Here is a 26,796-nt window from a genome sequence, read left to right on the forward strand (position 1 = left end):
GAGCACTTCACCGGCATCGGCTGCTACCCTAGCGGCCGGTGCCCCCCGACCTCCCCGCCTGCGAGCGCGCCTTCCTGCGCCCCCAACGCGCCGACCTCGACGCCCTCGCAGCCGAGCTCGGCTACCGCGGCAGCGAGCCCGGCGAGGCCCTGTGGCGCCGGGCCGTCGCCGCCGGCCGCCTGCCCTCGAGCTTCGCCGAGGATCCCCAGCGCCGCTTCCGAGCGAGCAAGGCCGAGCACCGCGCCCTGCTCTCGGCCGCGAACACGGGCACCGAGCCCAACATCGAGCCCGGAAACGCGCTGCTCCCCGGCGCACGCTGGACCGGGGTCGACTACCTGCTGCCAGCGCCGCCCACGGCCTACGCGGCGCTGCTCCTGGCCAGCGACCCCGCGGGCATGCTCGAGGCCGAGCGCCTCGCTCGCCTGGTGGTCGCGCGCTTCGAGCCCTGGGGCTGTCCGCAGCCGCGCGCGCTGAGCTGGCAGCTGGCCGGGAACCCCGTCGATCGTCGGAGCGCCGGCGGTCCGCCCCTGGGTGAGCTCCGCCACGCGGTCGAGCGTCTGCGGGCGGTGCTCGTGGGCGTGGCCGAGCGCGTCTACGAGCGCCGCCATCCCCACGCGCGCATGCAGTTCTTGGCCGACGCCCTGTCCTGGCAGCGCTACTGGCAGCAGCTGCGCGACGTCCACGTGCCCGCGACGGTCCGCCTGGCCCGCGAGGTCGTCGCGCTCCCGCCCGCGCTCGCGGGCAGGCGCCTCGGGGATCTGCCCGATCCCCTGGGACCATGGATCGAGCTGTGCACGACCGGCTACTGGCTGTGGGCGATCGGGCCCGCGGGCATCGAGCTGGCCGCGCCCTATCCCCCGCCAGATCCGGCGCGCCTCGGCCAGCGCCGACACCAGCGCCAGCTATCGCCCGCGCGGCCACGCCCCACGCATCGCCGCGACCGCAGGCGCGACGAGGTCCCGCGCGCGGTCTGGTCGCAGCGCCTGAGCGTGCTTCGACAATTTTGCGCGCGCGGAGACGCCGGCTCCGTGCGCAGCGCTCTGCCTGCGCTGGCCGCCGACGACGAGCCCGGCGAGCCACGCCTGGTCCACTTCGCGGTCTATGGCGGGCCAGAGATGCTCGAGCTGCTCGCCGAGCACGACCTGCTCGAGCTCGACGCCCGCGATCGTGAGGGACGCACGCCGCTGATGCTCGCCGCCGGTCTGCCCGCGGCGGGGCCGGCCGGGGCCGAGGCTAGCGAGGTCGACGTGCCCCTGAGCGAGATCGTCGGCGCGTCCGCCTGCGAGCACCTGCTCGCGTCCGGCTGCGCCCGCGAGGCACGAGATCAGCGCGGGCTCCGGGCGCTGCACTGGGCGGCCATCGGCCTGCGCACGCGCTGCGCCGACGTGCTCTTGCGCGCGGGTGTGGAGGTCGACCCCCTCGACAACCTCGGGCGCACGCCGCTGATGCTCGCGGTCGCCCGCGGCGCGCCCATCGAGCTGCTCGAGCGCCTGCTCGACGCCGGCGCGGATCCAGACCACCGCGACGAGCAAGGCTGGACGGCCCTGCACTACCTGGCCAGCTTCGCCGGCGGCCGCAGCCAGCAGCGCAAGGCCAAGGCCAGGCTGCTCACCGCCCGCGGCGGCCGGGCGAGCCGCGACCGCGTGGGCCGGACCCCCGCGACCTTGTGCGTCCTTCAGGGCGTCCCCCACCGTGACGGCAGCGCCCTCGACGAGCGCACGCCGGTGGCCGCCGGCCCCGGGCGCGCCCGCGAGCTCCCCAGCCTCGCCGCGCCCGCTGGCCTGGTCCTCCCGCTGCTGAGCGAGCGCGTGCCCGAGCCCGGCCTCGCGCCTCGCGGACGCGGCCGCCCGCGCCCCGACCCCGGGCGGTGGAGCGTGTGGGCCGACTGGCTGCTCGGCCAGGGCGATCCTCGCGGCGAGCTGGTCTCGACCTCGATCGCCGCCGCGGCGAGCGGACGCCACGCCCGCCCGCGCCTCGAGGCCGCCTGCCGCGAGCTCGCCGCGCGCCTGCGGGTGCGCCTCGACGCCGGGCTCTTCGCCGCGGATCCCCTGGCCCTGGTCCGGCCCACGCCCCTCGAGCTCGAGCGCACCCACGGCTTCGTGACCATGGCGCGGATCCACGAGCAGCAGGTCCGCCACGCCGGCGTGTCCGCCCGGGCGATCCCCGGGGTGATCAGCGAGGCCGCGCGCCAGCTGCTGATCCACGAGCCGCTGCTCGCCGAGCTCCACGTCGCCATCGAGCAGGCCGAGGGCTGGTCGCTGCTCGCCGAGCAACTGGGCGAGCTACCCACGGCCGCGCCCCCCTCGAGCCCGGCGCCCTACCGCTCGCAGCCCAGCGCCGGCGCGCCCCCCAGCCTCGGCCTGCGCCGCCTGGCCCTGCACCGCCTCCCCGCCGAGCTCCCCGATCTCGCGGGCCTGCCCGAGCGCCTCCCGGGCCTGCGCTCGCTGTGGCTGATCGGCGCCGGCAAGCTCCGCGGCGGTCACCTGCGCTGGCCGGGCCTCGTCCACCTGCGCCTGCGCCACGGCGACACCTCCGAGTGGACCCGCGGCGGCGTCGCCTTGACCCTCGAGCTCCCGGATCTGCGCGCCCTCGATCTCGGCCTGCCGATCAGCCCGCGCGCGGGCCTCGGCCGCGTCGTCGACGAGGAGGTCGAGGGCCTCACCGCCCTGCTCGCCGGGCTCCCTCCCGGCCTGAGCGCGCTGCGCCTGTCCCCCGTCCCCCGCCGCTTCCTGCAGGCGCTGATCGACAGCCCCCTGCTCCCACGCCTGCGCACCCTCGAGCTCCCGAGCCTACGCAGCCGCGCCCTCGAGCTCCTCGCGGATCGAGCGGCCGCGTTTGGCCACCTCGAGACCCTGCGCATCTCGGTCTCGCCCACGGTGATCAGGACCCGCGGCCTGCTCCTCGAGCAGGTCCAGGCCGCGCTCCCCCGGGCTCAGCGGATGCCCTGAGCGCGCAGCTCAGGCGCGCCGAGGCGGCCGGGCGCCCGCGGCCTGGGGCGCAGCCACCTCGACCATGGGCAGCGCGTTATCGAAGCGCTCGAGCGCCGGCATGAAGAGGGGGTGGCTCTCGGCCAGCTCGATCAGCACCGAACGAAAGTCCGCGCTGCGATCGTTGCGGTCGGCGATCAGCAGGGGCAGGAACTCGGCGTGGTCGAGGGCGCGAGCGACCAGCTCGATGTGCTCTCCGGTCTTCGCTAGCTCGCGTAGCTTGGTCAACAAGACGTTGAGCGAAGCGAGCGGTGCATCGTCGTCGGCGCCGAAGACCATCGCTGGCGATGATAGTCGCATGCGCCCCGCGCCGACGACTTTCGTGAAATTTGGCCCAGCGGCCGCGCCGAGCCCGAGGTCTATGGGCGCTTCTCCGGTGAGCCACACAGCCCCGGCTACAGCGGGTGTGAAGCGAGCGCCGAGCCTCCCCCGCTCAGAGCATGGCCCTGGCGATGACCAGCTTCTGGACCTCCGAGGTGCCCTCGTAGATGCGCAGCGCCCGGACCTCTCGGTAGAGCCGCTCCGGGACCTCGCCGACCACGACGCCGCGACCGCCGAAATTCTGCACGCAGCGATCCACCGCCCGCTGGGCGTGCTCCGTGGCCAACAATTTTCCCATCGCCGGCTGGTCGGGGGTCGCCTCGCCGCGGTCGCGGGCGGCGGCGGCCCGGTAGACCATGAGCTGAGCCGCGACGTGGTCCGCCGCGATCTCGGCCAGGGCGAAGCGCAGCCCCTGCTGCTTGGCCAGCGGGCGCCCGAATTGCACGCGCGTCTGCAGGTGCCGGACCGACTCGTGGATCGCCCGGTCCGCGATGCCCAGGGCCGCCGCGCCGACCGTGGCCCGAAACTGATCGAGGTTGCCCAAGGCGATGCGCAGACCCTCGCCGGGCTCGCCCAGGCGGTGCTCGGCCGGCACCGCCACGTCGACGAAGTGGACCGTGCCGATGGGGTGCGGCGCGGTGACCTCGATCGCCTCGACGCTCAGGCCGGGGGCGTCACCGGGGAGCCAAAAGGCGCCGTAGCGCGGCTTGCCCTCGGCGTTGGGCTCGGCCTCGCGGGCGAAGACCACGTAGCTGTCGGCGACCCCGGCGTTGGAGATGAAGGTCTTGTGTCCGCGCAGGCACACGCCGCCATCGGCCTGGGGCGTGGCCACGGTCTGCATGCCCGAGACGTCGGAGCCGGCCTCGGGCTCGGTCAGCGCGAAGGCACAGATCCGCTCGCCACGGGCGACCGCCGGGAGCAGCGCCCGCTTGAGCGCCGGCTGCCCCGCGATCGCCACGGGGTAGGAGCCAAGACCTTGCATGACGAAGGCCGTGTCGAGGGCGCCGCTGTGCCGCGCGAGCCACTGGCGGGTCAGGCAGATCGCCGTGGCCGAGACCCGCTCGTGGGCGCCGCCGAATTCTCCGGGCACGACGAGGCCGCAAAAGCCCGCGGCGGCCAGGCGGGCCACGTACTCGCGGGTCGCCGCGTGGACATCGGACTCGTCCACGGGCGCGGTCTCGAGGCCGCTACAAAATTGCTCGAGGCGGTCTTCGAGGCGACACCACTGCTCGCGCAGCTCGGGCAGACCGTGGATCGTGGCCAGGTCGCGCTCGAGGATGCGGGTGTGGACGAAGGCGGCGGAGGCGGACATCCCCGCGAGGGTAGCTCACTTCCAACGTGGCTCGCGCTTGGCCAGCCAGGCGTCGTTCGCTTCCTTGAAGTCCGGGTGCAGCATGCAGATCCCCTGCGCCTGAGCCTCGGCCTCGATCGCGTCGCCAAAGCCCATGTCGAGCTCCTGCTGAAGCATGGTCTTGGTCATCCGCGTGGCGAAGTGCGGCTTTTGGGCGATCGAGCGCGCGAGCTCGAAGGCGGCCTCGTCGACCTTGGCCGGGTCCTCGTCGGGGACCACGCGGTTGGCCAGGCCGATCTCGGCGCAGCGTGGCGCGTAGACGCGCTCGCCGGTCAGCAGGATCTCGCTGGCGTGGCCGAGGCCGACAACCCGCGGCAGCAGCCAGCTCGCGCCCATGTCCGCCCCCGACAGCCCGACCTGCGGGAACAAGAACGCGAAGAAGCTGCGCTCGCCCATGACCCGCAGATCGCTGGCCAGGGCCATCACCGCCCCGGCCCCGGCGGCGACCTTCTTGATCGACGAGACCACCGGCAGCTTGCAGCGGCGGATCGCGTGGATCAGCTCGCCGGTCATCCGGGTGAAGCGCAGCAGGCCCTCGGCGTCGCGCTCGAACAGCCGCGTGATGATGTCCTCCACGTCCCCGCCCGAGCAAAACGCCTTGCCCTCGCCGCGCAGGACCAGGGCGCGCGCGCCCTCGGGGGCGAGGCTGCGGCGATCGATGACCGTGAACAGGTCGGTGAGCTCGCGGTAGACCTGGAAGGTCAGCGCGTTGAAGCGCTCCGGGCGGTTCAAGGTGATCACGCCGACGCGCTCGCGCTCTTCGTAGGCGAAGCTCTCGGGCGTGGGCAGGGGCAGGGGGCGAAAGTCGGGGTCGTCGCTCATGGTCTGATGCTGGGCTGGGCTGGGCTGGGCTGGGCTGGGCTGGGCTGGGCTGGGCTGGGCTGGGCTGGGCTGGGCTGGTTGCGAGGGTTCAGGCCTCGGGCGCGTCGCTCGGGAGCACCGCGAGGCCCTGAATCTCGACCTTGGCGCGGTCTTCGAGCAGCTCGTTGACGCCGACCAGCGCCATGGCCGGGAAGTGCTTGCCGATCAGCTCGCGGTAGGCCCGACCGACGGCGTCGATCTGCCCGAGGTACTCGCGCTTGTCGGTCACGTAGATCGTCAGGCTGATCAAGTTGGCCGGCGAGCCGCCGGCGGCCTCGACCACCGCGACGACGTTGGCCAGGGCCTGGCGAAACTGCGCGCCGAATTCGTCGGATTCGAATTGTTCGTCGGCGTTCCAGCCGATCTGTCCGGCGATCGCCAGCAGCTCGCCGCGCGCGGCCATGCCGTTGGCGTAGCCGCGCGGGCGCTTCCAACCCTCGGGGAGCACGGTGCGAGTCGACATCGCCGCGGATTGTCGCAGCCAGGAGCCCGTGGTGGAACCCTGCGCGCTGAAACCCGCCGCCCTCACAGCCAGTCCAGCTCGCGAGCCTCGCGCTCGAGCTGGTCCCGAAATCGCGGATCCGCGATTCCTATCAACGCCCGCGCGCGCTCGGAGATCGGCTTGGCATAGAGGTCCGCGACCCCGTGCTCGGTGACCACGAAGCGCACGTCACCGCGGCTCGTGACCACGCCGGCCCCGGGCTTGAGGGTCGAGACGATCCGGCTGATCGCCCCCTTCTTGGCGGTGCTCGGCAGGGCGATGATCGCCCGCCCACCCTGGCTGCGCGCGGCCCCGCGGATGAAGTCGACCTGGCCGCCGATGCCCGAGAAGGGCCGCGCGCCCATGGAGTCGGCGCAGACCTGACCGCTGAGATCGATCTGGATCGCCGAGTTGATCGCGACCATGTTGTCGTTGCGCGCGATGATGAAGGGGTCGTTGACGAAGTCGTTGCCGTAGCTCTCGACGAAGGGGTTGTCGTCGACGAAGTCGTAGAGCCGGCGCGTGCCCATGACGAACGAGCAGATCGCCTTGTGCGGGCGGTAGTTCTTGGCCGAGCAGTCGATCACCCCGGCCTCGACGAGCTCGACGATGCCGTCGGAGAGCATCTCGGTGTGCACGCCCAGGCGCTTGTGCCCGCGCAGGCCGGCGAGCACGGCGTTGGGGATGGCCCCGATACCCAGCTGCAGGCAGTCGGCGTCCTGGACGAGGCCGGCCACGTTGGCGCCGATGGTCTCGCTGACGCCGTCGATCGCCTCGGACACGAGCTCGGGGATCGGCGTGTCGACCTCGACGGCGGCGTAGAGCTCGGACACGTGGATCAGCGTGTCGCCCCAGGTCCGCGGCATGTTCGAGTTGATCTCGGCGACCACGTACCTGGCGTTGCGCATCGCCGAGACCACGACGTCGGCGGCCACACCCACGGTGCAGTAGCCGTGCTTGTCGGGCGGGCTGACCTGGATCAGCGCCCAATCGATCGGCACGCGCTCGCGAAAGAGCGCGGGGATCTCCGACAAGAAGATCGGCATGAAGTCGGCGCGCCCGGACTGCACGGCCTCGCGGGTGTTGTGGCCGATGAAGAAGGCGACGTGGCGGAAGCTCTCGGCGTACTCCGGGGCCACGTAGGGCGCGCCGCCGAGGGTCAGGATCGAGTAGACCTCGACGCCGCGCAGCTCGGCGTGGCGGGCGGTCATGGCCTCGACGAGGCGCTCGGGCTCGGCGGCGCCGCTGCCCACGAACACCCGCTGACCCGAGCGGATCTTGGCGACGGCTTCGGCGGCGCTGCGCAGCGGAGGCTGCTTGTCGGTCGGCATGGTGCGCACCTTACATCAGCGGCGCGGCACCCGTGTCACAGCCCCGACCACAGCCAGCTAGAGCGGCAATCAGTTTGGATTCACCCCCTCAGGCACATCTGGGCGGCCCCGTGGTCTTTGTCGCTCGGCGCTCGCAGTGGGTCCACCACAGCTTCGGCCTCGCTCCTCGCCACGAGACCGCCCAGACGCACCTGAGAGCGCGCCTCCAAACTGATCGCCGCTCTAGAGATCCTGGCCTTCATCGAGGCGCTCGCCGATCACCACCGCGCCGCCGCCTCGGGCCGCCTCGACGCCGCGCGAGGCGAAGCCCCAGCGTTCGAATTCGCCGACGAAGCGCTCGGCGTCGACGACCCGCGCGCCTCGTGCCATGAACCCGAGCTCGCGCACGCGATCTGGATCGGGGACGCCCAGGACGACGCGGCCGCCGACACGCAGGACTCGGGCGAGCTCGTACATCGCGGCGTCGAGGTCGGGCCAGCTCACCACGCCCGTCAGGCTCAGCGCCGCGTCGAACACCCCGTCGCCCAGCGGCAGCGCCTCCGCCGCGCCTCGCTCGAGGCGCAGCCGGCCCTGGAGGCGCGCGACGAGGTGGCGCCGACGCAAGCTCGCGAGCATCCCCTGTGAGCGATCGAAGGCGAAGACCTGGCCCCCGCCGCCCACGCTCGAGAGCAGCGCCGGCAGCAGAGCCCCGCCGCCGAGGCCGAGCACGACCACGCGCTCCCCCGGGGCCGCCGCCAGGGCGCCGAGGCCCGCGGCGATGCTGCCAGCCGAGAGCGCGTCGACGGCCAGGCCGGTCAAGGGCGCCAGCGGACCCGAGGGGCGGGCGAGCTGATCGAGCACGAAGTCAGGCAGGACCACGGAGATCTCCGCGCCCATGGTACCGCCCACGGGCCTGCCACCGCGCGCCCGCGCGACCAAGAGATCAAGCGCCCATGGCGCACAGACCCCGAGGCGGGCGAAACACCCACGGGGGCGCGACGAAGACTCCACGCTCCCGGCCCTTCGCGGCGCTTTTGTGCTGCGCTGGGCCCGAGAGGATCGAGCACGTACACTGCCGCCTCTCGCTGCCTTTTCCCGGCTGTGCCTGTGCCTACGCCCGAAGCGCTCCCAGAGGATCACCCCCTCGAGAATGACAAGGCCAAACGTCGCGCGCTGATGACGGTGGCCTTCACTCTTTTCCTCGACCTCGCGGGCTTCGGCATCATCTTGCCGATCCTCCCCTACTACGCCGAGAGCATGCACGCCTCGGCGACGATGGTCGCCCTGCTGTCCACCACCTTCTCGGCGGCGCAGTTCATGATGGCGCCGGTGCTCGGGCGGATCTCCGATCGCTACGGCCGCCGCCCGGTGATGCTGGTCTCGATCGCCGGCTCCGCCGTGGCCGCGCTGATCCTCGGCTTCGCCGCGGCCTTGTGGGTGGTCTTCCTCGCCCGCCTGGTGGCCGGCGCGTCCAAGGCCAACGTGTCCACGGCGCACGCCTACGTCGCCGACCTCATGCCCCAAGATCAGCGCGCCAAGTACATGGGCCTGATGGGCGCGGCCATGGGCATGGGCTTCGTGTTCGGCCCAGCCATCGGCGGGATCTTGGCGACCTGGGGGCCGCAGGTGCCCTTCTTCGCCTCGGCCGCGCTCTCGGCGATCAACTTTGGCATGGCGGCGCTGTGGCTGCCCGAGACCCACTTCCCCGCGGCCGAGCCCGCGGAGGATCCCCAGACAGACCCTGCGGCGGCCAAGGCCGACGCCAAGGCCCACGAGGTCCGCGCCGGCCTGTTCCGCGCGGGCGGCCTGCGCAACGCCATGCGGACGATCCGCGGCACGCACATGGCCTGGCTGATCGCGATCGCGTTTTGCTTCTACATCGCCTTCGCCGGCATGGAGTCGACCATGGCGCTCTTCAACGAGTACCTGTTCGACTGGGGCGCCACCGAGACCGGCTGGTTCATGACCTTCGTGGGCGTGAACATGGTCGTCTTCCAGGGCATGCTCGTCGGCCGCGCGGTCAACCGCTTCGGCGAGTCGCGGACCCTGGCGATCGGCCTGTTCCTGCTCGGCCTCGGGCTCGCGGCCATCGGCGGCACCGAGCACATCCTCCCGTGGATGGGCCTCGAGGTCCGCGACGCCGAGGGCGGGGCCTCGATGGCGGCGCTCATCGTGTTCGCCGTCGGCGGCGTGCTCATGTCCGGCGGCAACGGCCTGTCCAACGCGACCCTGAGCGCGCTGGTCTCGCGGGTGTCGAGCCCGCAGGAGCAGGGCTGGAACATGGGCCTCAAGGAGTCGGCCTCCTCGCTCGCGCGGGTCACCGGCCCGGCCCTCGCCGGCCCGCTCTTTCAGCACGTCGGCCCCGGCGCGCCCATGGTCGGCGCCGCGATCGTCGCGCTGATCAACATCAGCGTCGCCAGGCAGCTGCGCTCGCGGATGAAGCGAGACGGGCTACAGTAGCGCCCGCATGCACGCCGCCCAAGCCGGGCCCGGGGCTCGAGGCGAGCCCGATCGACTGTGGACGGGACCCTTCGCCCTGGCTTGGGTCAGCCACTTCATGCACGCGACGGGGCTGCACGCCTACGTCCACGCCGCGGGCTGGCTCGACGAGCGCGGCGCGGGCGAGGTGCTGATCGGCGTGCTCTTCTCGCTGATGGCCGTGTCGGCGGTGCTCATCCGCCCCTTCATCGGCCGGCTCATGGACACCCGCGGGCGCAAGCCGGTGCTCCTCCTGGGCGGCGCGCTCCACCTGCTCGCGACCCTGCTCTACCTGGCCGTCGACGCCCTCCCCGGCCAGCCCTGGCTGGCCATCGCCGGCGTCCGGGTCGTCCACGGCCTGGCCCAGGCCTCGCTCTTCTCGGTGCTCTTCACCTACGCCGCCGACCTGATCCCCGAGCGCCGCCGCGCCGAGGGCATCGCGATCTTTGGCGTCTCGGGGATGATCCCCATCGCCGTCGGCGGGCTGGTCGGCGACCTGGTGATCGTCGACGGTGACTACCGCGGCCTGTTTGCGACCACGGCCGTCGCCGCCGGCCTCGGGCTGCTGCTCTCGCTGCCGCTGCGCGAGACCCAACGCAGCGGCAGCGGCCCCGGGCGCAGCTTCCTGGCCGCGGGCCTCGCCCCCGAGCTGCGCCCGCTGTGGTTCATGGGCATCGCCTTCGCCGTGGGGCTCTCGGCCTACTTCGTGTTCCTCAAGACCTACCTGGCCGTGGCCCCCCAGGTCGGGACCATGGGCATGTTCTTCACGGCCTACGCCCTCTCGGCCGTCGTCTTGCGCCTGACTTTGGGCTGGCTGCCCGAGCGCGTGGGCATGATGCGGGTGCTGCTCCCCTCGGTGGTCCTCGCCGTCGGCGGGCTGGTCCTGCTCGCGCTCAGCGAGGGGCCCCCCGGGCTGATCACCGCGGGCGTGCTGTGCGGCATCGGCCACGGCTACGCCTTCCCGATCCTCTCGGCGCTCGTGGTCACCCGCGCCCGCGCGGACGAGCGTGGCAGCGCGCTATCGCTGTTTACTGCGCTCTTCGACATCGGCCTGTTGATCGGCGGCCCGCTCTTTGGCCTGTCCGTGCGCATGGTCGGCTACCCCGGGAGCTTCATGCTCGCCGGCGTCGTGTTGTTCGTGGCCACGGTGATCTTTGGCCTGTGGGAGGCCGCCCGATCCCGCGCCGAAGCCATCACCGCCGCGCCGGGCTCCCCGAAAATCGGCTAAATTGACGCGACGATGGCGACCTCGAGCCGCGCCTGCCACCTCAGCTTGCTCGCCGCCCTCGCCTGCGGCTGCGGACGCACCGATCCCCAGTGGTGGGCCGACATCTACGCGAGCGAGGACGACACCGGCGAGCAGGGCGAGACCCTCGGGACCGAGACCAGCGCCGAGAGCTCCGACACCGCGTCGAGCGAGTCCGAGTCCTCCGAGTCCGAGTCCTCCGAGTCCGAGTCCGAGTCCTCCGACACCGCGTCCTCCGACACCGCGTCGAGCGAGTCCGAGTCCTCCGAGTCCGAGTCAGACACGGGCGGCTGCCTCGATCCCCAGCCCTTCAGCATCGCGCCCACGCCCGCGAGCGTGGTCTTGCTCGTGGATCAGGGCGCGCACATGGACCAGGACTTCGACGGCCTCAGCCGCTGGGAGGCGATCACCGAGGCCGTGTTCGAGCCCGACTCGGGCGTCGCCTGGACCTGGGAGAGCGCGCTGCGCCTGGGCCTGAGCACCTACACCAGCTTCAACGGTGACAACGGCGGCACCTGCCCCGTGCTCGCCGAGCAGCCCCCCGACCTCGACAACGCCGCCGCCATGGAGGCGCTGTGGCTGACCCAGGTCGCGGAGGACGAGAACCCCACCGGCGACGCGATCGCGGCCCTCGCCGCCGCGCTCGGCGGCTCCGGGCGGCGGCACCTCGTCTTGCTCAGCGCCCGCGACCCCGACACCTGCGCGACGCCCAACCCCCAAAGCGGCGCAGACGCTGCCGTGCTCGCGGCCCAGGCGGCCTTTGCCCAGGGCATCGCGCTGCGGGTCGTCGACCTCGGCGACGGTGACCTCGACGCAGGCTTCGCCCAGTCGCTCGCCAACGCCGGCCTCGGCCTCGAGCCCGACGGCCCGATCGACGCCCCGCTGTGGGCCCCCGCCGACACCGCAGCGCTGCGAGACGAGCTCGACGCCCTGCTGGGCTCGCTGCACAGCTGCGAGTTCGAACTCAGCCACTCGCTCGTGGACGGCGGCGAGCAGCTTTGCACCTTCACCCTCGACGATCAGCCCCTCGTCCTCGCTGACCCAAACGGCTGGACGGTGTCCGACAGCGCCCACGTCGAGCTGCTCGGGGCGGCGTGCTCGGCCCTCGACCAGGGGGCTGTGCCTGCCATGAGCTGTGCCTGCGAAGCCTACTGATCGGCGCCATGAGAATCGCATCACCGTGATCGGCGCACGCCCTCGCCCCGACTCGCCCTGACTCGCCCCGACTCGCCCTGACTCGCGCCAGCGGCCAGCGAGGCGTCCGCGGTCAGACCCCGCGCGACCAAGTGCAGCTCGTCGAGCACCACGGCGAGCGAGCGAAACCATGCAGTATCGGGCAACGTGCGAGCTTTTCGATGCGCTCGAGGGCGGTCAGGGGCGCGCTCCTGGACAATGCGGCCGCCAAGCTCCAAAATCCAAGGGTGGCTGAGGCCAAACTGCGTGTACTGGTCGTGGATGACGAGCCCTCTGTCCGACGGATCGCCGAGCGCGTGCTCGAGCGCGAGGGCATCGAGGCGTTGAGCGCCAGCGACGGCGACGAAGCCCTCGAGATCATGGATCGGGAGGCCCACCTCGACCTGATCGTCCTCGACGCCAGCATGCCGCGCATGAGCGGCGAGCGCGTGCTCCAGATCATGCGCGAGCGTGGCCTGAGCATCCCGGTGGTCGTCAGCAGCGGCTTTGGCGAAGATGGCCTCGCCGACGCGGACGCCTACCCCAACCTGCGAGGCTTCCTGGCCAAGCCCTACCGCGTGGCCACCCTCGCCGCTCGCGTGCGCGAGCTGCTAGGCATGCCCGAGTCGTAGCCCTCGCCGCTACGCGCTCGCCCCTGGCCATGAGCGACGCAGCCCAAACTGGCGCATCTTCGCCCGATCCCTCGCCGCGAGCGTCCGTGTCGGCCCCGCGCGCGGGGGCGCTCGCCGGAGAGCTGCGCCGCAACCGGGTGTTCTCGGCGCTCTTCGCCAAGCCCGCCCAGCCCGTCCGCGTCGGTCGCTTCACCCTGATCGAGAGCGTCGGCAGCGGCGGCATGGGTGAGCTCTACGCCGCCTACGATCCCAACCTCGATCGCAAGGTCGCCCTCAAGCTGCTGCGCCCCGACAGCCGCGCGGGCGAGCTCGGCGAGCAGCGCCTGCTCCGCGAGGCCCAGACCGCGGCGCGGCTCTCCCACCCCAACGTCGTCCAAGTCTACGAGGCCGGCAGCGTCGAGGGTCGGGTGTTCATTGCGATGGAGTTCGTCCATGGCCGCACCCTCAGCGAGTGGCTGGCCGAGCAGCCCAGCGAGGCCGAGCTCGACAACGATCGCAAGGTGCTCGCGCGCTTCGTCGAGGCCGGGCGCGGGCTCGCGGCGGTCCACGCGGCGGGCCTGGCTCACCGCGACTTCAAGCCCGCCAACGTGCTCGTCGGCGACGACGAGCGCGTCCGCATCGTCGACTTTGGCCTGGCGCGCAGCGTCGACGATCGCCTCGATCCCCTCGACCCCTCGTCGACGAGCGGCTCGGGCGAGCGACCTGTGCCCACCCCCACCCCAGCGTCGGCCTCGACGCCCTCCCCTTCCCCCGAGCCCGAGCTCGCGGATCCCGAATCGACGCGGACCATCGAGCCGATCCCGACCGAGTCCCTCGACGCAGACGGCCGCCCCAGCGCCCCCGAAGACTCACCCTCCCAGGAGCCCGTGGTCGAGCCCAGCGCGAGCGCGTCTTGGCACACCGAGGCCATCGTCCCCGGCCGCCTCGAGACGCTCACGATCCCCGGGACCATCATGGGCACCCCGCGCTACATGGCGCCCGAGCAGTGGCTCGGCGAGCGCGGCGACGCGCGCAGCGATCAGTTCAGCTTCTGCGTCGCGACCTACGCGGCCCTCTACGGCGTGCACCCCTTCGCGGGCGACGAGCGCCACGCCCTGCTCGCGGCGATCCGCGAGCAGAAGATCACCGCCCCGACGCGCGAGCCCAAGCTCCCACGCAGCGTCCGCGAGGCCCTGCTCCGCGGGCTCGAGGCCGACCCCGACGCGCGCTGGCCGAGCATGGACGCGCTGCTCGAGCAGCTCGAGGCCCCGCTGCGACCCCCGAGCACCCGCGGCCGCGCGATCACCCTCGCGCTGCTCCTCGCCCTGCTCCTCGGCCTGCTCGCGGCGACCCTGCTCGGCGACGAGAGCGACTCACCTTGCAAGGTCGACGCGAGCCTGCTCGCCGGCAGCTGGGACGATGACGCGCGCGCCCACCTGCGCGAGGCCTTCGCCGCCACGGGGCTGACCGGCGCGGGAGAGAGCGCCGCGACCGTGGTCGACAGCCTCGACGCGTGGACCCGCGGCTGGCTCGAGGTGCGGCGAACCTCCTGCCAGGCCACCCGCGTCGAGGGCACGCAGTCGAGCGAGCGCCTCGACCTGCGCACCGCCTGCCTCGACCGCAAGCGGCGTGGCTTCGAGGCCCTGGTCGCCGTCTATGCCGCCGCGGATCGCCAGGTCGTCGCCCACGCCGACGAGCTCCTCGCCGAGCTCCCCACCTTGGGCGAGTGCAGCAACCCCCGGGCCCTCGCCGGCCAAGTCCCGCTGCCTGCGGACCCCGACGACGCCGCGGCCGTGCTCCGGGCCTACGAAGCCCTGGGTCGCAGCTCGGCGCGCTTCGTGATCGGCGAGGTCGAGCAGGCCCGCGCGCTGGCCGAGTCCGCCGAGGCCGAGGCCGAGGCCCTCGACTACACCCCGCTGCGCCTCGCCGCCCACGGCCAGCTCGCCGCGCTCATCCAGCCCCGCGATCTCCACGCCGCCCTCCAGCGCTACCGCGCGGCCGCGGCCGAGGCCGAGCGCGAGGGCCTGCTCGAGCTCGAGGCCAACCTGCGCACGACCATGGCCAGCGCCGCCGCCGGGCGCTGGTCCAAGCCGGAGCTCGAGGACTGGCTGATCGAGGACGCCGAGCTCGCCCTCGCCCGCCTCGATCAGCTCGACGACCCGCGGGCCACCGATCTGCTCGTCGCCCGGGCCACGCGCCTGCGCCAGAGCGGCGACTACCTCGAGGCCCGCGCGGGCTTCGAGCGCGCGGCCGAGCTCTACGCCGCCCGCGGCCAGCTCGACCAGCTCTCCGACGTGCGCAGCAACATCGCCGCCGTCGAGCGCCTGCTCGGCGACTACGCCCGGGCCGAGGCCATCTACCTCGAGCTCCTCGACCAGGCCCGAGCCCGCTGGGGCCCCCGGTCCATGCGCTACGCCGCCGCCGAGTTCAACCTCGGGGTCCTCGCCCTCGACCGCGGCGACTTCGAGGGCGCGACGCGCTGGCTGACTCGGGCCCGCGACACCTACGACGCCCAGCTCGGCCCCGGGACCACCTACGCCGCCGAGGCCGAGTTCGTCCTCGCCAAGCTCGCGATGAGCTCGGCGAACTTCGACGAGGCCCGCGAGCGCCTCGAGGCCCTGCTGCCCGTGTTCGAGACCAAGCTCGGCCCGCGCCACGAGTCCACCGCCCGCGCGCAGGCGGCCCTGGGCGTGATCCGCTTCTACACGGGGGACTACGCCGGCTCGATCGACGCCTACGAGCGCGCGCTCATCTCCCTCGAGCTCACCTTGGGCCCCGACAACGACGAGGTCGGGCTGATGCACGGCAACATCGGCGAGTCCCTGCTCGCGCTCGGCCGCAACCAGGAGGCCATCGCGGCCTTCGACCGGGCGCTGGAGATCCTCGAGCGCGCCCTGCCCGCGGACCACCCCTACCTCGGGGTCCCGCTCAAGGGGCGGGGCATGGCCGCGCTCGCGACCGGCGACCCCCAATCCGCGATCCACGACCTCGAGCGAGCTTTGGCCCTATTGACCAAGGTCGGCGATGAGCCGATCGAGCTCGCAGATGCACGCTTTGCCCTCGCGCGGGCCACCTTCGCCCGAGATCCCGGGCACCCGCAGATCGCCCGTGAACACGCTGCACGCGCGCGAGAAGAGTTCGCAGACTTGGGCATGGACGATCGCGAAGCTGCGGTCCGCGAGTGGCTCGAGGCCAAGGGCTGAGTCCACTCCACGCGCCGCTTTTTTGGATCCCCGAGGCCCCCAGGCACACCCAACTCGGGACACCAGCTGCGATCGCACTCGAAAGAAAGACACGACATGCCCCTGAGCAACCCCTACACCATCACCCTCGTCGTCGGATCCGACGACAGCCTGACCTGGAAGAGCCCGACCGGAGAGACGCTCTCGACCTCGGACGAGTGCCCCGTGGACTTCTCCGGCGGAGAGGTCAACAGCACGAGCTACGACGGCGTCAAGATCCAATTCGTGACCGCGGAGTGGGCCGAGTGTGGGCCCGGAGCCACCGGGACCGGCGACCGCGACTACGCCATGCCGAGCACGGGCAGCGCCGCGACCTACTGTTTTTGCGTGCACTACCTGGTCGAAGAGGGCGGCAGCTGGGTCTGCAACCCGTCGTGGTTCGACCCCAAGATCAAGATCAAGAACATCGACCCCAACACCGGTGGGCCCACGGGCTACGCCAGCGGCAGCAGCTGCAACTGCAGCTCGAGCTGAGCCCCATCTCCGCCGGTCGCCGCACCGACGACACACGCGAGGGCGCTCTCCGGCCAGGGGAGCGCCCTCTAGTGTGCGCGCCCCGACCTGCCTCCAGACCCCCCAGACGCGCCACAGCCCGCGGGCGCGACAAACGAAAAAGGGGTGCCCCTCGCGGAGCACCCCCTCGTGCAGCAGCCCTCGTGGGGCCGCACAGCCTACTTCTTGCGCGTGATCGGCTGGAAGTCGATGCGCCGGTTGTTCGCGCGGCCCTTGCGGGTGTCGTTGGTGTCGACCGGATCGTCCGGACCCTTGCCCTCGGTGAGCAGGCGGTTCTCCTCGATGCCGTGCTCGACGAGGTAGCTCTTGACCGACTCGGCCCGGCGCTTGGACAGGTCGACGTTGTGGTCGCGGGCACCCTTGCTGTCGGTGTGACCGACGATGCGCAGGCGGACGTCCGGGAAGTCCTTGAGGACCTTGACGGCCTTGTCGAGGGTCTTGGTCGAGGACGAACGGATCGCGTCCGAGTCGTTCTCGAAGGTGATGCCCTTGATGGTACCGGTGAAGGCCTTGACCTCCTTGGGCACCTCGTCCGGGCAGCCGTCCTCGTCCTGGTAGCCGTTGTCCGTCTCGGGCTCGTCGGGGCAGGTGTCCTGGTCGTCCCAGAACCCGTCGCCGTCGCGGTCCGACTCGGGGCAGCCGTCCTCGTCGAGGTAGTCGTTGACCGTCTCGGCCTCGTCGGGGCAGGTGTCCTGGTCGTCCCAGAACCCGTCGCCGTCGCGATCCGACTCGGGGCAGCCGTCCTCGTCGAGGTAGTCGTTGACCGTCTCGGCCTCGTCGGGGCAGGTGTCCTGGTCGTCCCAGAACCCGTCGCCGTCGCGGTCCGACTCGGGGCAGCCGTCCTCGTCGAGGTAGTCGTTGAAGGTCTCCGCCTCGTCGGGGCAGGAGTCCCGGGCGTCGGCGTAGCCGTCGTTGTCACGATCCGAGGGCAGCTCGTCCTTCTTGCGGCCCAAGGTCACGCTCAGCCCGAGCAGGACCTCGGGGTTGTGCGAGTTGAAGACCTCGTCGACGTCGACCTTGTGGGTGACGTTGTCGCGGACGTCGAGGCGCAGCATGACCCAGCGGTTGATGTAGATCTTCACACCAGCGCCGAAGTGCAGGCTCGGGTCGATGTCGTTGCCGAGCGCCTCGCGGGGGCTCGACACGCCCATGCCGCCGCCACCGAGGACCACGAAGGGGGTCACGCTCCACAGCCCGAGCTGCGCGACGAGGTGACCACGGACGTGGTAGAGCAGCGCCGAGGAGCCGTCGTCGATGCGCGAGGGCATCACGCCGCCCTCGGCCTCGACGCCGAAGAAGCGCAGCGGGTAGTAGCCAGCGCGCAGACCGACGTCCGGCGAGACGGTGCCCAGGGGCTTGAAGCCCTGGCGCTCGAGATCGAGGCTGGGCTCGAAGAGCTCGTGGTTCGGCGACGGGAAGAACACGCCGCCGTAGATGCCGATCTCGCCCATGTTGCGCTCGGGCGCCCAGCGCTTGATCCACGGCTTGTCGCCGCGGTCCTTGACCTTGCGCGGCTTGTCGTCGGTCTCGGCTTCAGCGTCGGCGTCGGCCTCGACATCGGCGTCGGCGTCGACATCAGCGTCGGCGTCGGCGTCGACATCAGCGTCGGCGTCGGCCTCGGCGTCGGCGTCACCGCCGAGGGAGAAGGAGGCGCCGCCTTCAGCGGACGCCTCGCCGTCAGCCTCGTCCTCGGCAGGGGACCCCGCGAACGCGGAGCTCGAGCTGGCCATGACGAGCGGGAGAGAGGAGAGAATTGCGAATCCGATTGCGCGGAGATTCATGGCTTGAAAGTTCCTTGCGGGAGGGGGGAGAGCCTGACCTACAGGCAGCTCGAATTCCAGGGCCCGTTGCAGGCGCTGATCTGCGAGAAGTCGTAGGTTCCGAATTGCCCGCTGGGGTAGGTGCCGTCGACGACCGTGAAGTTGGCGACGACGCTGTTGTCGGAGGTGTCCGTGATGGTGATCTCGGTCTGCTCGAGGTCGTAGAGGACCTCGACGTCATACTCGCGGTTGTCGATCCAGCCCGTCGTCGTCGTCTCGGCCGGCTGCATCAGCACGGTCGTGTTGGCCGTGTCGGTGTCGCATCCGAAGTCCGCGTCGGTGTAGTCTTCCTGACGATCGAAGAGCTTGACGGTGATGCCGGCGTTGCCGTCACAACCAAACCAGTTCTGGTAGGTCTGCTTCCAGCTCAGCAGGTAGAACTGGTCGCTGTTCTGCCAGCCCCACACGAAGCCGATGACGTCGTCATCGTCGGTGGTGTTGACGACCATCTTGCCGGTGATCCGCACCTCTTGGTGGACGATCGGGCAGACGAAGGCGGTCGGGTCGGAGTTGCTCTCGGTGCAGGTCTGGGTCCCGTCGGCCGAGAAGCTGTGCTCCGCCGGCTCGCCGAGGAAGCCCACGGCCTCGCACTCCGCGTTGTCACCACCGAGCACCCAGGGGTTGTCGGTGATGTGGACCGTGAGGTCGTCGGAGCCCATGTTGCCCAGGCCGTCGGTGGCCGTGACCGTGTAGGTGGTCAGCTCCGTGGGCATGGCCACGGGGGTCTGGCTCATGGCGTCGTCGAGGGTGTCGGCGGGCTCCCACGAGTAGGTGTAGTTGCCGTCGCCGCCGATCGCCGTGGCCATCAGCTCGGCGTTGCCGCCCAAGGTGGTGTCGACGCAGCCGGGGATCGCGTCGGCGCAGACCACCGCGGCCCCGTCCTCGTCGTTGCAGTCGCGGCCCGCGACCACGCCCTCCGGCGGCTCGTCGTCGCCCCAGCCGTCCATGTCGGCGTCGAGCATGCAGGCCGTGGGATCGTCGATCTCGGCCGCGCCCGGGAAGGCGTTGGGATCGCTGTCGAGGCAGTCGGTCCCGTCGTCGGCGCCCGGGTAGGTCGACGAGGCCGAGCTGTCGCCGTAGCCGTCGTCGTCGATGTCGGCGGTGCACAGCTCGGGCTCTTGCTCGGCGGCGCCGGGGTAGACGTCGGGGTTGTCGTCGAGGCAGTCGGTGCTGCCCTCGGCGAAGCCCTCGGGGGGCTCCTCACCAGGCTCGCCGACGATGCAGTTGTCGCTGCCGCCGGCCCCGTCCATGTCCGCGTCCTCGCACCACAGCACGCAGCTGAACACGGCGGGGTCGTTGTCCTGGCAGTCGGTCCCCGGGGTCGTGCCGGGGTTGAGGGGCGAGGACTCGCCGTAGCCGTCGTCGTCCTCGTCCTGCATGCAGGCGTCGGGGTCGTCGTTCTCGGCCGCGCCCGGGAAGGTGGCCGCGCTGCTGTCGTCGCAGTCGCTGCCCGGCAGCGCGTTGGGGCTGCTCGGCTCATCGTCGCCGTAGCCGTCCTCGTCCGCGTCGGTCATGCAGGCGTCGGGATCGTCGAGCTCTGCCGCGCCGGGGAAGGTGTTGGGATCCTCGTCGTCGCAGTCGAGGCCGTTCGACTCGGGCACGGAGCCCGAGGGCGGATCCTCGCCCGCGGGAACTTCTTCGCAGGCGTCGGCGTCGCCAAAGCCGTCCATGTCGGCGTCGGTGCACCACGTCGAGCCCGTGCTCGAGTCGGCGCTCTCGCCCTCGCCCTCGGCGTCGGTGTCGGTGTCATCACCGACATCGTCGTCCGTCCCGCTGTCGGTCTGAGCGTTGCATTCACCCTTGCCCAGTCCGTCGTCGAGGCAGGGGTCGCCACAGGCGCTCGTGCCGATCGCCGCCAGCGAGATGCCACAGCTCAGTCCAAAGTGTCGAAGAATGCTCTTGTTCATGTTCTTGCCTCGGGCGTACTGCCCACGCGGATGATGAGTGCCAAAGGTGTGGTTTCGGATCCAAAATACTTTTTTGCGTCGCGGCACTGCGGATGTTCGCTCACAGTGCCATTTCACCTTGATCTTTGGACCAGGGTGAAACCACTTGCTGCGCATTTAACGCAACGGCAGCGTAACGCAGCGCATGCCATCGAGTCACCTCCAAGTTTTTGGGGATCGACTTCGCTCCAGGTCCGCAGGGCCGAGCAAGCAATGCGAGCACAGGCCCGACAGAGGACGACCGCCTCGGGCAGCTCGGCTCAGGGCTGCTTGAAGTCGAAGGGCAGGTCGAAAACCATCGGGATCCCGCCTCCCGGCAAGATCCACGTCTTGATCTTCTTGGCGGAGCACTTGGCGACGCCGTATTTGACCTCGTCCTTGGTGACGTCGACTCGCTTGACCACGCCGTCTTGGTCCAAGGAGATCGTGAACACCACTCGGCCAGCGAGATCTGGCTTACCAACGAGCGCGTCTTGATAGCACTGCTGGAGTCCCCCGACCTTGCTCGTAATCGCGCTGCGCTGGGCCGGGGTCATCTTGGACTTGGTGATCTCCGGCGCCGCGGCCTTGGGAGCTTCGCTTGGCACCTTCCCCTCGACCGTGGGCTGCGTGGCCGCTTCCGTGGGCTGCGTGGCCGCTGGCGCGGGCTGTGTCCCCGCGGGTGTCCCCCCAGCCGCCGGCTGTGATCCTCCAGCCGCCGGCTGTGTCCCTCCGCCGGCTGGCTGCGTCCCCCCAGCCGCCGGCTGTGTCTGCCCACCGACGATGTCCTTGCCCGGCGGCGTGTACCCGCCGAAGGGGTTGGCCCCTCCACCGCTCGGAGCGGGCGCGCTCGCTCCCGGGGCACGCCCGCCACCGCCCCCCCTGCGCGGCCGAGGGGCCTGCGGCGGCGGGGCCTGACTCGGCATGGCCTGCGCCGGGGGAGGCGCCAGGGCAGGATCGATCGTGGGCGGCGGCGCTTGTGCGGGCGCGGGCGCGGGCGGCTGTGAGACCTGAGCCTGAGCAGACACGGCTTGCTGCTGCGCCGCGGCCTGCTCCTGGTCGTCGCGCTTGGCGTTGGTCGCCAGCATCCACACGAGCCCGAGCACGGCCGCGCCCGCGATGCCACCGAGGATCCAGGTGGTCTTGTCCGGCGAGCTCGACGGCCGCGCGGCGATCAGCGACTCGAAGTCCTCGTCCTCATCCTCGTCCTCGTCCCAGTCGTCTTCGCGCGCGCGTGGTCGGTTCGCTCGTGGACGCCGGGCAGGGCCCCGCTCGTCGTGGGCCCGCCCGCCGCGAGCTCCCTCCCAGTCGCCATCGGGCTCGGCGAGGACCTCGGCATCGACCGCGCCGACGGGGCCTCGCGCGTCGACCAGCTCGGCCGCGGCGCCTCGACCCTGGCCCGCCTCCAGCTGGGCGCGCGTCCCCTGCCCCGCGCCCAGCTCCTGGGCGGCGGCGCTCACCGCCGCGACGAAGCGTGGGTCCATCATCGCGAGCAGCCGCGGATCCACCCCGCCGGGACCTCCCGCGCCACCGGCCTCCCAGCCGCTGGGCCGAGCCACGAGCGGCTGCTGCCCGAGAGCGACCAGGGCACCGGCCTCGGCCCGAGCGCTGCGACGCAGCGCCCCCGCGGCCGCGCGGATCGCCTCGCGGACCCTGGCCGCGTGCTCGAGCTCCCGACGCAGGCTCTCGAGCTCGCCGGGCAGGGGTATGCCCAGAGCCTCGAACTCGGCGATCTCGGCGATCGTGACCTCGGGATCGACGTCGGCGGTCAGCGGGCCAGCCTCGCGGAAGCGCTCGAACTCGAACGCGTCCTCGGCCGCGAGCAGCAGGATCTCCTTGGCGTGCGACGTCATCAGTACCCCAGCTTGCTGAGCTCGTAGCCCAAAGTGGTTCGAAAGGCCCGCAGCGCCCCGGCGAACTCGCCCTCGCTGCGGCGGGCGAGCAGCGGCGAGGCGGTCTTGAGCATGCGCGCGGTCTCTCGCCCGCTGTTCACGTCGAGCGAGCCGCCCTCCTCGACGAGGGCCAGCCAGGTGTGGGCGAGCTCGCGGATGTCGGGGCTGTGGCTTTGGGTCAGCTTGCGCAGCACCGTGTCGACGGCGGCCGCGAGGTGCTCCGGGTTGGCCCGCTCGAGCCGCCGCAGGCCGGCAGGGGCCGCGCCCGGCTCGAGCTCGTCGCGGCGCAGGGCGACGAAGCTGGTCACGTAGGCTCGCAGCGAGCCGCGCAGCTCGAAGCCCGGCGCGGCGAAGCGCGCGAGCAGACGCGCGCGCAGAGGGCCAACGATGTCGTCGAGGCGACCGCGCGCGTCCGAGACCCCAGGGATGTCGAGCTCGCGCAGGACCTCGCGGATCAGCTCGGCGAGATCATGCAAGGCAGCACGATCTCCAGCGCGGATGCTGGCGAGGCGCTGCTCGTCGCGCGGGGAAGTCATGGTCGGCATTATAGATGGAGCGCCAGCCGCGGCCAGCGCCCCACCCCGTGGTGATTTGCAACGCTCAATCCCACTTGGCCGCGGCCACGCGCCGGGTGCCGGGGTCGAGCTGCAGCCGCCAGGTCTTGCGACCCGAGGGGGTCTTGACCACCAAGGTAGCGACGATCGGCTCCTCGCTGCGGGTCTCGGGTCGGGTGACCTCGACGAAGACCCTGCCCCGGACCTCGCGCATGGTCATGACCTCGAGGCGCTCGCCGCCCTCACGCGCCTCGCGGATCAGCACCCCCTGGGGCCGGAGCACCGAGAGCCGGCGGCCGCGCTTGTCGACGAAGGCGACGTCGAGGTTCTCGTCGGCCTCCCAGCGCAGCTCGGCGCGCAGCTCCGGGCTGCCGTGCACACGCTGCGTGTTCGTTCGCGGCGCCACGGCCTTGGCCCGCCCCTGAACGGCCGCCGCCGCCTTGGACAGGCGCTGCTGATCCGATCGCACCCGCTCGCCGGCCTGCGCCGCGGCTGCCCGGGCCGCGTCGACGCGCCCGGACTCGGCCAGGCACTCGACGAGCGCCGCAGCCCGCTCGCCGCTGCTCGGATCGATGCTGACCAGCGCGCGCCGGTGCGAGCAGGCCCGCTCGAAGTCTCCAGCCCGCGCCAGCGCGGTGGCCATGCGCTCGTGGAGCTTGACCGAGAAGGGCGCGACCTCGACGGCGCTGGCGTAGGCGCGCAGCGCCAGGGGATCCCCCGCGGCCGCGAGCGCGTCGGCGTGGGCGAGCAGCGCTGGCGCGTGGTCGGGATCGGCCTCGGCCCAGGCCGCCGCGTGGGCGAGGGCGCTCGGATCACCGGCGCGCACGGCCGCCCGGACCAGGTCGCGGTGGATCTTGCGGTCGCCCGGCTGCGCGTCGCGCTGGCGCTGGAGCGTGGCGATCCGCCCGCGCTCGTCGGGGCTCGGGCCGTTGGCGTCGCGCAGGCGAAGCTGCGGACGCGGGCGCGGGCGCGGGCGCGGCTCTTGCCAGCCACCGTCGCCGCTCCAGCCGCCGCTGCCCCAGCCCTGGCCGCTCCAGCCCTTGGACGAGGTCGAGCTCGACTTGGCCTTGGCCGGCTTCCCCGCGGGCGCAGGACCGAGCGCCCCGCGGCCCTTCCCCGCCTCCTTCTTGCTCCCGCCTCCCTCGCCAAAGTCACCAGAGAACTCCGCCTCCGCCTCGGGCTCCTCCTCGTCGAACGCCACCATATCCTCGAAGTCGTCGAAGTCTTCGGAGCGCATGTCCTTGGCGTCCGCGAATTCGGCCTCACCGCGCTCGCGCATCGGCGAGGCTGGATCCAGGTCGAGCGTCGGCTCATCCATGGGCACCGGCACAGACGAAGGCGAAGGCGCGGACGCAGCGTCGGCGCTCGGCTCCGCCTCGAAACCTCCGCCCGCGACCTTCTCCTCGGCCTTGGCCTTCGTCGTCGCCGTCTTCGCGGCCTCGGTCTCGCCCAGCTTGCCGTCCCAGCCGTGCTTGTTCCCGGCCTTGCGGGCGACGTTGAACTCTCGATACATGCGGTCGTTCTCGAGCACGAGCAGCGCCGTCCACCGCGAGAGCACGTTGTACTCCCGAGACAGGGCGACGATCCGATCCTTGGCGGACGCGCCCTCGGTCTGCGTGAGGTGGCTGATCTCCTCCTGCGCCCAGGTCCGCGGCAGGTGAGCGTGGACCCCCGCGGCCCACGCCCCGCCCTCGACGGAGTACTCGGCGTCGAGCATCACCGCGAAGCGCTCGTCCACCACCCCGCTGGGGCTGCGGCCGCGCAGGCGCAGGTCGCCGCGCAAGGCCGCGGGGTCGCCATCGGCGAGCTTGCCGACCAAGGTCAGGGTGTCCCCGGGGCGCAGCGCCGGGATCGACTTGGGGTAGACCTCCCTCAGCCCCGGCGGGAGCTCGAGCTCGAGGTCCCGGGCCACGGGGACCTGGGCGCGCAGCCGCAGCTCTCGCGCGAGGGCGTGGAGATCGTCGCGGGCGTCGGCGCGCAGCAGGTCGCCGCCGCTTTGCCGGACCAGGCTGTCGAGGACCAGCAGGTCCGAGCGCGCGCCCATGGCCACGGCCTGGACGCGCGTGGTCGCCAGCGGGCCGTCGACGAGGGCCCCGAGCTCATCGGGGGTCAGCGCCCCGGAGGTCGGGATGCCGTCGCCGAGGTAGACGATCACCCGCTCCGCCTCGCCGCCGCCCTCTCCCCCGAGGCCCCCGAGTCCCCCCTCGTCGCCGCGGCGCTCGCCGAGGGCCGCCGCCGCCTGCTCGAGCATGTTGCCGATGTCGCTGGCCCCGGCGAGCACCTGCGCGTCCAAGAAGCGCTCGAGCTCCCTGGCCTGACCGGCGCCTTCGCTCGCCGAGCGCAGCCCCCCGGACAGGCGATCGCAGGCCGCGTCGCAGGCGAGGACCGTGAAGCGATCGTCGGGCTCGAGGGTCGAGAGCATCGCTCGGCTCAGGCCCTCGGCCGCGGTCCACAGCTCCGGCGTGGTCCCGTGGCTGCGATCGAGGACGAAGGCGTAGTGGACCGGGCGCGGATCCGCCTGGAGCTTCAGCTCGGGCTCGAGCGAGAGCATGAAGTAGCCCTGGCCGTCGGCGTCGCGGTGGGTCGCGGCCATCACCTTGCGCGCGTCCTTGGCCAGCGGCACGTCCACGCCGAGCTCGTGGGTGGGCTGATAGTCGCGCTCGCGCATGTCGAGGCGCAGGCCAGCCCCGCGACGCTCGCGGGCGAGCTCGGCCATCGGCGTGCTGACCTTGGCGAGCGCGTCCTCGTCGAGCTCGCGGCCGTCGACCTCCACGGAGAACTCGAACTCGCCGATCTCCGTGGCCGTGGCCCCGGAGCCCCCCATGGGGTAGCGATAGCGCAGCGTGTCCGCGACCTCGGGCAGCACCTGAGTGTAGGCGATCTTGATCCGCCGCTCGCCGTGGCCGGGGATCGGGAAGATGTCGAGCTTGAAGATCCCGCCCTTCTCCCACTGCAAGAGCGCGGGATCCCGGGGCACGGTGGCGTCGACGATCTGGCGGAAGATCTGGCGCGCGCGGGTCTTCTCGAGCATCTCGCCGCGCACCCAGGTGTCGCCGACGAGCAGCTGGAGATCCGAGATCGAGGCGTCGGCGGGGAGCGGGAATTGATAGATGCCCTCGAGGGTCTGGCTCGAGTCGTTGACGAAGCTCTGCTCGATCTGCGTGCGCGCGATCCGGCCGGAGATCGCGACCTCGACCTTTTGCTCGCCGATGCGCAGCGACTGGCGCTCGACCGAGGATCCTGCCCGGCGCGCGACCAGGCTGCCCACGCCCTCGGGCAGGCTCTCGGCCAGGGCCTGGCTGTCCTCGAAGGCCTTGGCCCACGCCGCCTCCTGCAGCGGCGCCAGGCTCAGCGCGGGCGTGAAGGCCAGGATGTTCGGATCCGGCGGGGTCTCGGGCCGGGTCTCGGGCGCCGCCGGCGTCGAGATGCTCGCGCCCGGGCCCAGGGGGATCTCGCGCTCGGCGTGGTGGAGCAGCGAGCGGCCCTGGACCACCCCGTAGTGCCGGGTCTCGCCAGCGTGGTGGAGCTCGACTTCGCCGCGCTCGACGTGGAGCTCGTCATCGGCCGCCGCGACGATCAACGCCGCCCGCCCCTCGGGCGCCTCGGCGGTCGCCAGCACGATCAGCCGGCCCCGCTCCAGGGTCAGCTTCGGCGGGCTGTCGCCGCTCGCGGCCTCGGGCAGGGTCAGCCGGCTGTCCTCGTCGAGGCGCAGGCGCAGCCCCTCGCCGAGCTCGAGCTCCGCCCGCGTGCCCCGGGGCAGCTCGATGACCTGACCGGCGTGCAGGGCCGCCCCCTCCCCCAAGAACGCGCCCTCGGGCAGGGCCGGCGAGCTCAGGCCGCGGCTGCCTCGGACCTTGGTGACCTTGGCGACCACCGGCAGCTCCGCCGGCGCCTCCGCCGAGCCAGCTTCGGCGCTGGCGCTGGCGCCCTGCCCCTCGCTCGGGGCCTGGCAAGCCGTGAGCAGCGACAAGAGCGAGGCGATCGAACACAAGACGGGGGCGCGGAAGATCGTTGCAGCGGACATGGCGAGA

Annotated in this window: 19 protein-coding genes; 7 read left to right on the forward strand and 12 right to left on the reverse strand. The window is 72.1% G+C overall.

The genetic code is table 11. The features are described 5' to 3' along the window. Positions 1 to 38 precede the first annotated feature (38 nt). Positions 39 to 2,948 carry an ankyrin repeat domain-containing protein gene (locus tag G6O69_RS42565; protein WP_172307950.1) on the forward strand — a complete coding sequence of 970 codons (2,910 nt, stop codon included), beginning with the start codon at positions 39 to 41 and terminating at the stop codon, positions 2,946 to 2,948. Between the two features lie 9 nt (positions 2,949 to 2,957). On the opposite strand, the gene G6O69_RS35785 is transcribed toward G6O69_RS42565, so the two are convergent. The 6 genes from G6O69_RS35785 to G6O69_RS35810 all read right to left on the reverse strand — a co-directional run bounded on the left by G6O69_RS35785 (position 2,958) and on the right by G6O69_RS35810 (position 8,220). Beyond that, positions 2,958 to 3,266: a hypothetical protein gene (locus G6O69_RS35785; RefSeq protein ID WP_172307951.1), complete on the reverse strand. Its 309-nt coding sequence runs from the start codon at positions 3,264 to 3,266 to the stop codon at positions 2,958 to 2,960. A 154-nt stretch (positions 3,267 to 3,420) separates the two neighbouring features. Then, positions 3,421 to 4,620, reverse strand: a complete 1,200-nt coding sequence (locus G6O69_RS35790; RefSeq protein WP_172307952.1) for an acyl-CoA dehydrogenase family protein — start codon at positions 4,618 to 4,620, stop codon at positions 3,421 to 3,423. A 15-nt stretch (positions 4,621 to 4,635) separates the two neighbouring features. Beyond that, positions 4,636 to 5,481: an enoyl-CoA hydratase family protein gene (locus G6O69_RS35795; RefSeq protein WP_172307953.1), complete on the reverse strand. Its 846-nt coding sequence runs from the start codon at positions 5,479 to 5,481 to the stop codon at positions 4,636 to 4,638. Between the two features lie 88 nt (positions 5,482 to 5,569). Then, a complete protein-coding gene (locus G6O69_RS35800; RefSeq protein ID WP_172307954.1) occupies positions 5,570 to 5,983 on the reverse strand; it encodes a RidA family protein in 414 nt (137 codons plus the stop codon). Between the two features lie 62 nt (positions 5,984 to 6,045). After that, positions 6,046 to 7,332: an acetyl-CoA hydrolase/transferase family protein gene (locus G6O69_RS35805; protein WP_172307955.1), complete on the reverse strand. Its 1,287-nt coding sequence runs from the start codon at positions 7,330 to 7,332 to the stop codon at positions 6,046 to 6,048. A 222-nt stretch (positions 7,333 to 7,554) separates the two neighbouring features. Next, complete coding sequence (locus tag G6O69_RS35810) at positions 7,555 to 8,220, reverse strand: methyltransferase domain-containing protein (RefSeq protein ID WP_172307956.1); 666 nt, start codon at positions 8,218 to 8,220, stop codon at positions 7,555 to 7,557. Positions 8,221 to 8,418: 198 nt separating this feature from the next. Between G6O69_RS35810 and G6O69_RS35815 the strand changes: the two genes are divergently transcribed. Genes G6O69_RS35815 through G6O69_RS35825 form a run of 3 tightly spaced genes read left to right on the forward strand, consistent with a single transcriptional unit; the run spans position 8,419 to position 12,190 of the window. After that, positions 8,419 to 9,771 (forward strand): MFS transporter, encoded by a 1,353-nt coding sequence (locus G6O69_RS35815; protein WP_176397276.1) that lies wholly within the window; start codon positions 8,419 to 8,421, stop codon positions 9,769 to 9,771. A gap of 7 nt (positions 9,772 to 9,778) precedes the next feature. Then, positions 9,779 to 11,017, forward strand: a complete 1,239-nt coding sequence (locus tag G6O69_RS35820) for an MFS transporter (protein ID WP_172307958.1) — start codon at positions 9,779 to 9,781, stop codon at positions 11,015 to 11,017. A 12-nt stretch (positions 11,018 to 11,029) separates the two neighbouring features. Then, positions 11,030 to 12,190: a hypothetical protein gene (locus G6O69_RS35825; RefSeq protein WP_172307959.1), complete on the forward strand. Its 1,161-nt coding sequence runs from the start codon at positions 11,030 to 11,032 to the stop codon at positions 12,188 to 12,190. 20 nt (positions 12,191 to 12,210) lie between these two features. On the opposite strand, the gene G6O69_RS35830 is transcribed toward G6O69_RS35825, so the two are convergent. Continuing rightward, positions 12,211 to 12,375, reverse strand: a complete 165-nt coding sequence (locus G6O69_RS35830) for a hypothetical protein (RefSeq protein ID WP_176397277.1) — start codon at positions 12,373 to 12,375, stop codon at positions 12,211 to 12,213. Positions 12,376 to 12,456: 81 nt separating this feature from the next. On the opposite strand from G6O69_RS35830, the gene G6O69_RS35835 reads away from it, so the two are divergent. From G6O69_RS35835 to G6O69_RS35845, 3 genes are all read left to right on the forward strand, one after another. Beyond that, on the forward strand, positions 12,457 to 12,840 hold the full coding sequence (locus tag G6O69_RS35835) for a response regulator (protein WP_172307960.1): 384 nt from the start codon (positions 12,457 to 12,459) through the stop codon (positions 12,838 to 12,840). A gap of 29 nt (positions 12,841 to 12,869) precedes the next feature. Then, on the forward strand, positions 12,870 to 16,022 hold the full coding sequence (locus tag G6O69_RS35840) for a serine/threonine-protein kinase (protein ID WP_172307961.1): 3,153 nt from the start codon (positions 12,870 to 12,872) through the stop codon (positions 16,020 to 16,022). Between the two features lie 96 nt (positions 16,023 to 16,118). Next, positions 16,119 to 16,535, forward strand: coding sequence for a hypothetical protein (locus G6O69_RS35845; protein ID WP_172307962.1), 417 nt, complete (start codon positions 16,119 to 16,121; stop codon positions 16,533 to 16,535). A 197-nt stretch (positions 16,536 to 16,732) separates the two neighbouring features. Here the strand turns inward: G6O69_RS35845 and G6O69_RS35850 are convergent, their stop codons facing one another. From G6O69_RS35850 to G6O69_RS35870, 5 genes are all read right to left on the reverse strand, one after another. Further along, positions 16,733 to 18,355 carry an OmpA family protein gene (locus G6O69_RS35850; protein ID WP_176397278.1) on the reverse strand — a complete coding sequence of 541 codons (1,623 nt, stop codon included), beginning with the start codon at positions 18,353 to 18,355 and terminating at the stop codon, positions 16,733 to 16,735. 38 nt (positions 18,356 to 18,393) lie between these two features. Continuing rightward, entirely contained in the window at positions 18,394 to 20,301 is a 1,908-nt protein-coding gene (locus G6O69_RS35855; protein WP_172307964.1) for a MopE-related protein, read from the reverse strand. Positions 20,302 to 20,600: 299 nt separating this feature from the next. Beyond that, positions 20,601 to 22,172 (reverse strand): AgmX/PglI C-terminal domain-containing protein, encoded by a 1,572-nt coding sequence (locus G6O69_RS41730; RefSeq protein WP_172307965.1) that lies wholly within the window; start codon positions 22,170 to 22,172, stop codon positions 20,601 to 20,603. Continuing rightward, positions 22,172 to 22,747 (reverse strand): hypothetical protein, encoded by a 576-nt coding sequence (locus G6O69_RS35865; RefSeq protein ID WP_172307966.1) that lies wholly within the window; start codon positions 22,745 to 22,747, stop codon positions 22,172 to 22,174. Before G6O69_RS35865 ends, G6O69_RS41730 begins: the two co-directional genes overlap by 1 nt. A 64-nt stretch (positions 22,748 to 22,811) precedes the next feature. Then, positions 22,812 to 26,789, reverse strand: coding sequence for a VIT and VWA domain-containing protein (locus tag G6O69_RS35870; protein WP_172307967.1), 3,978 nt, complete (start codon positions 26,787 to 26,789; stop codon positions 22,812 to 22,814). Between the last annotated feature and the right edge of the window lie 7 nt (positions 26,790 to 26,796).

It is taken from the genome of Pseudenhygromyxa sp. WMMC2535, from assembly GCF_011083025.2.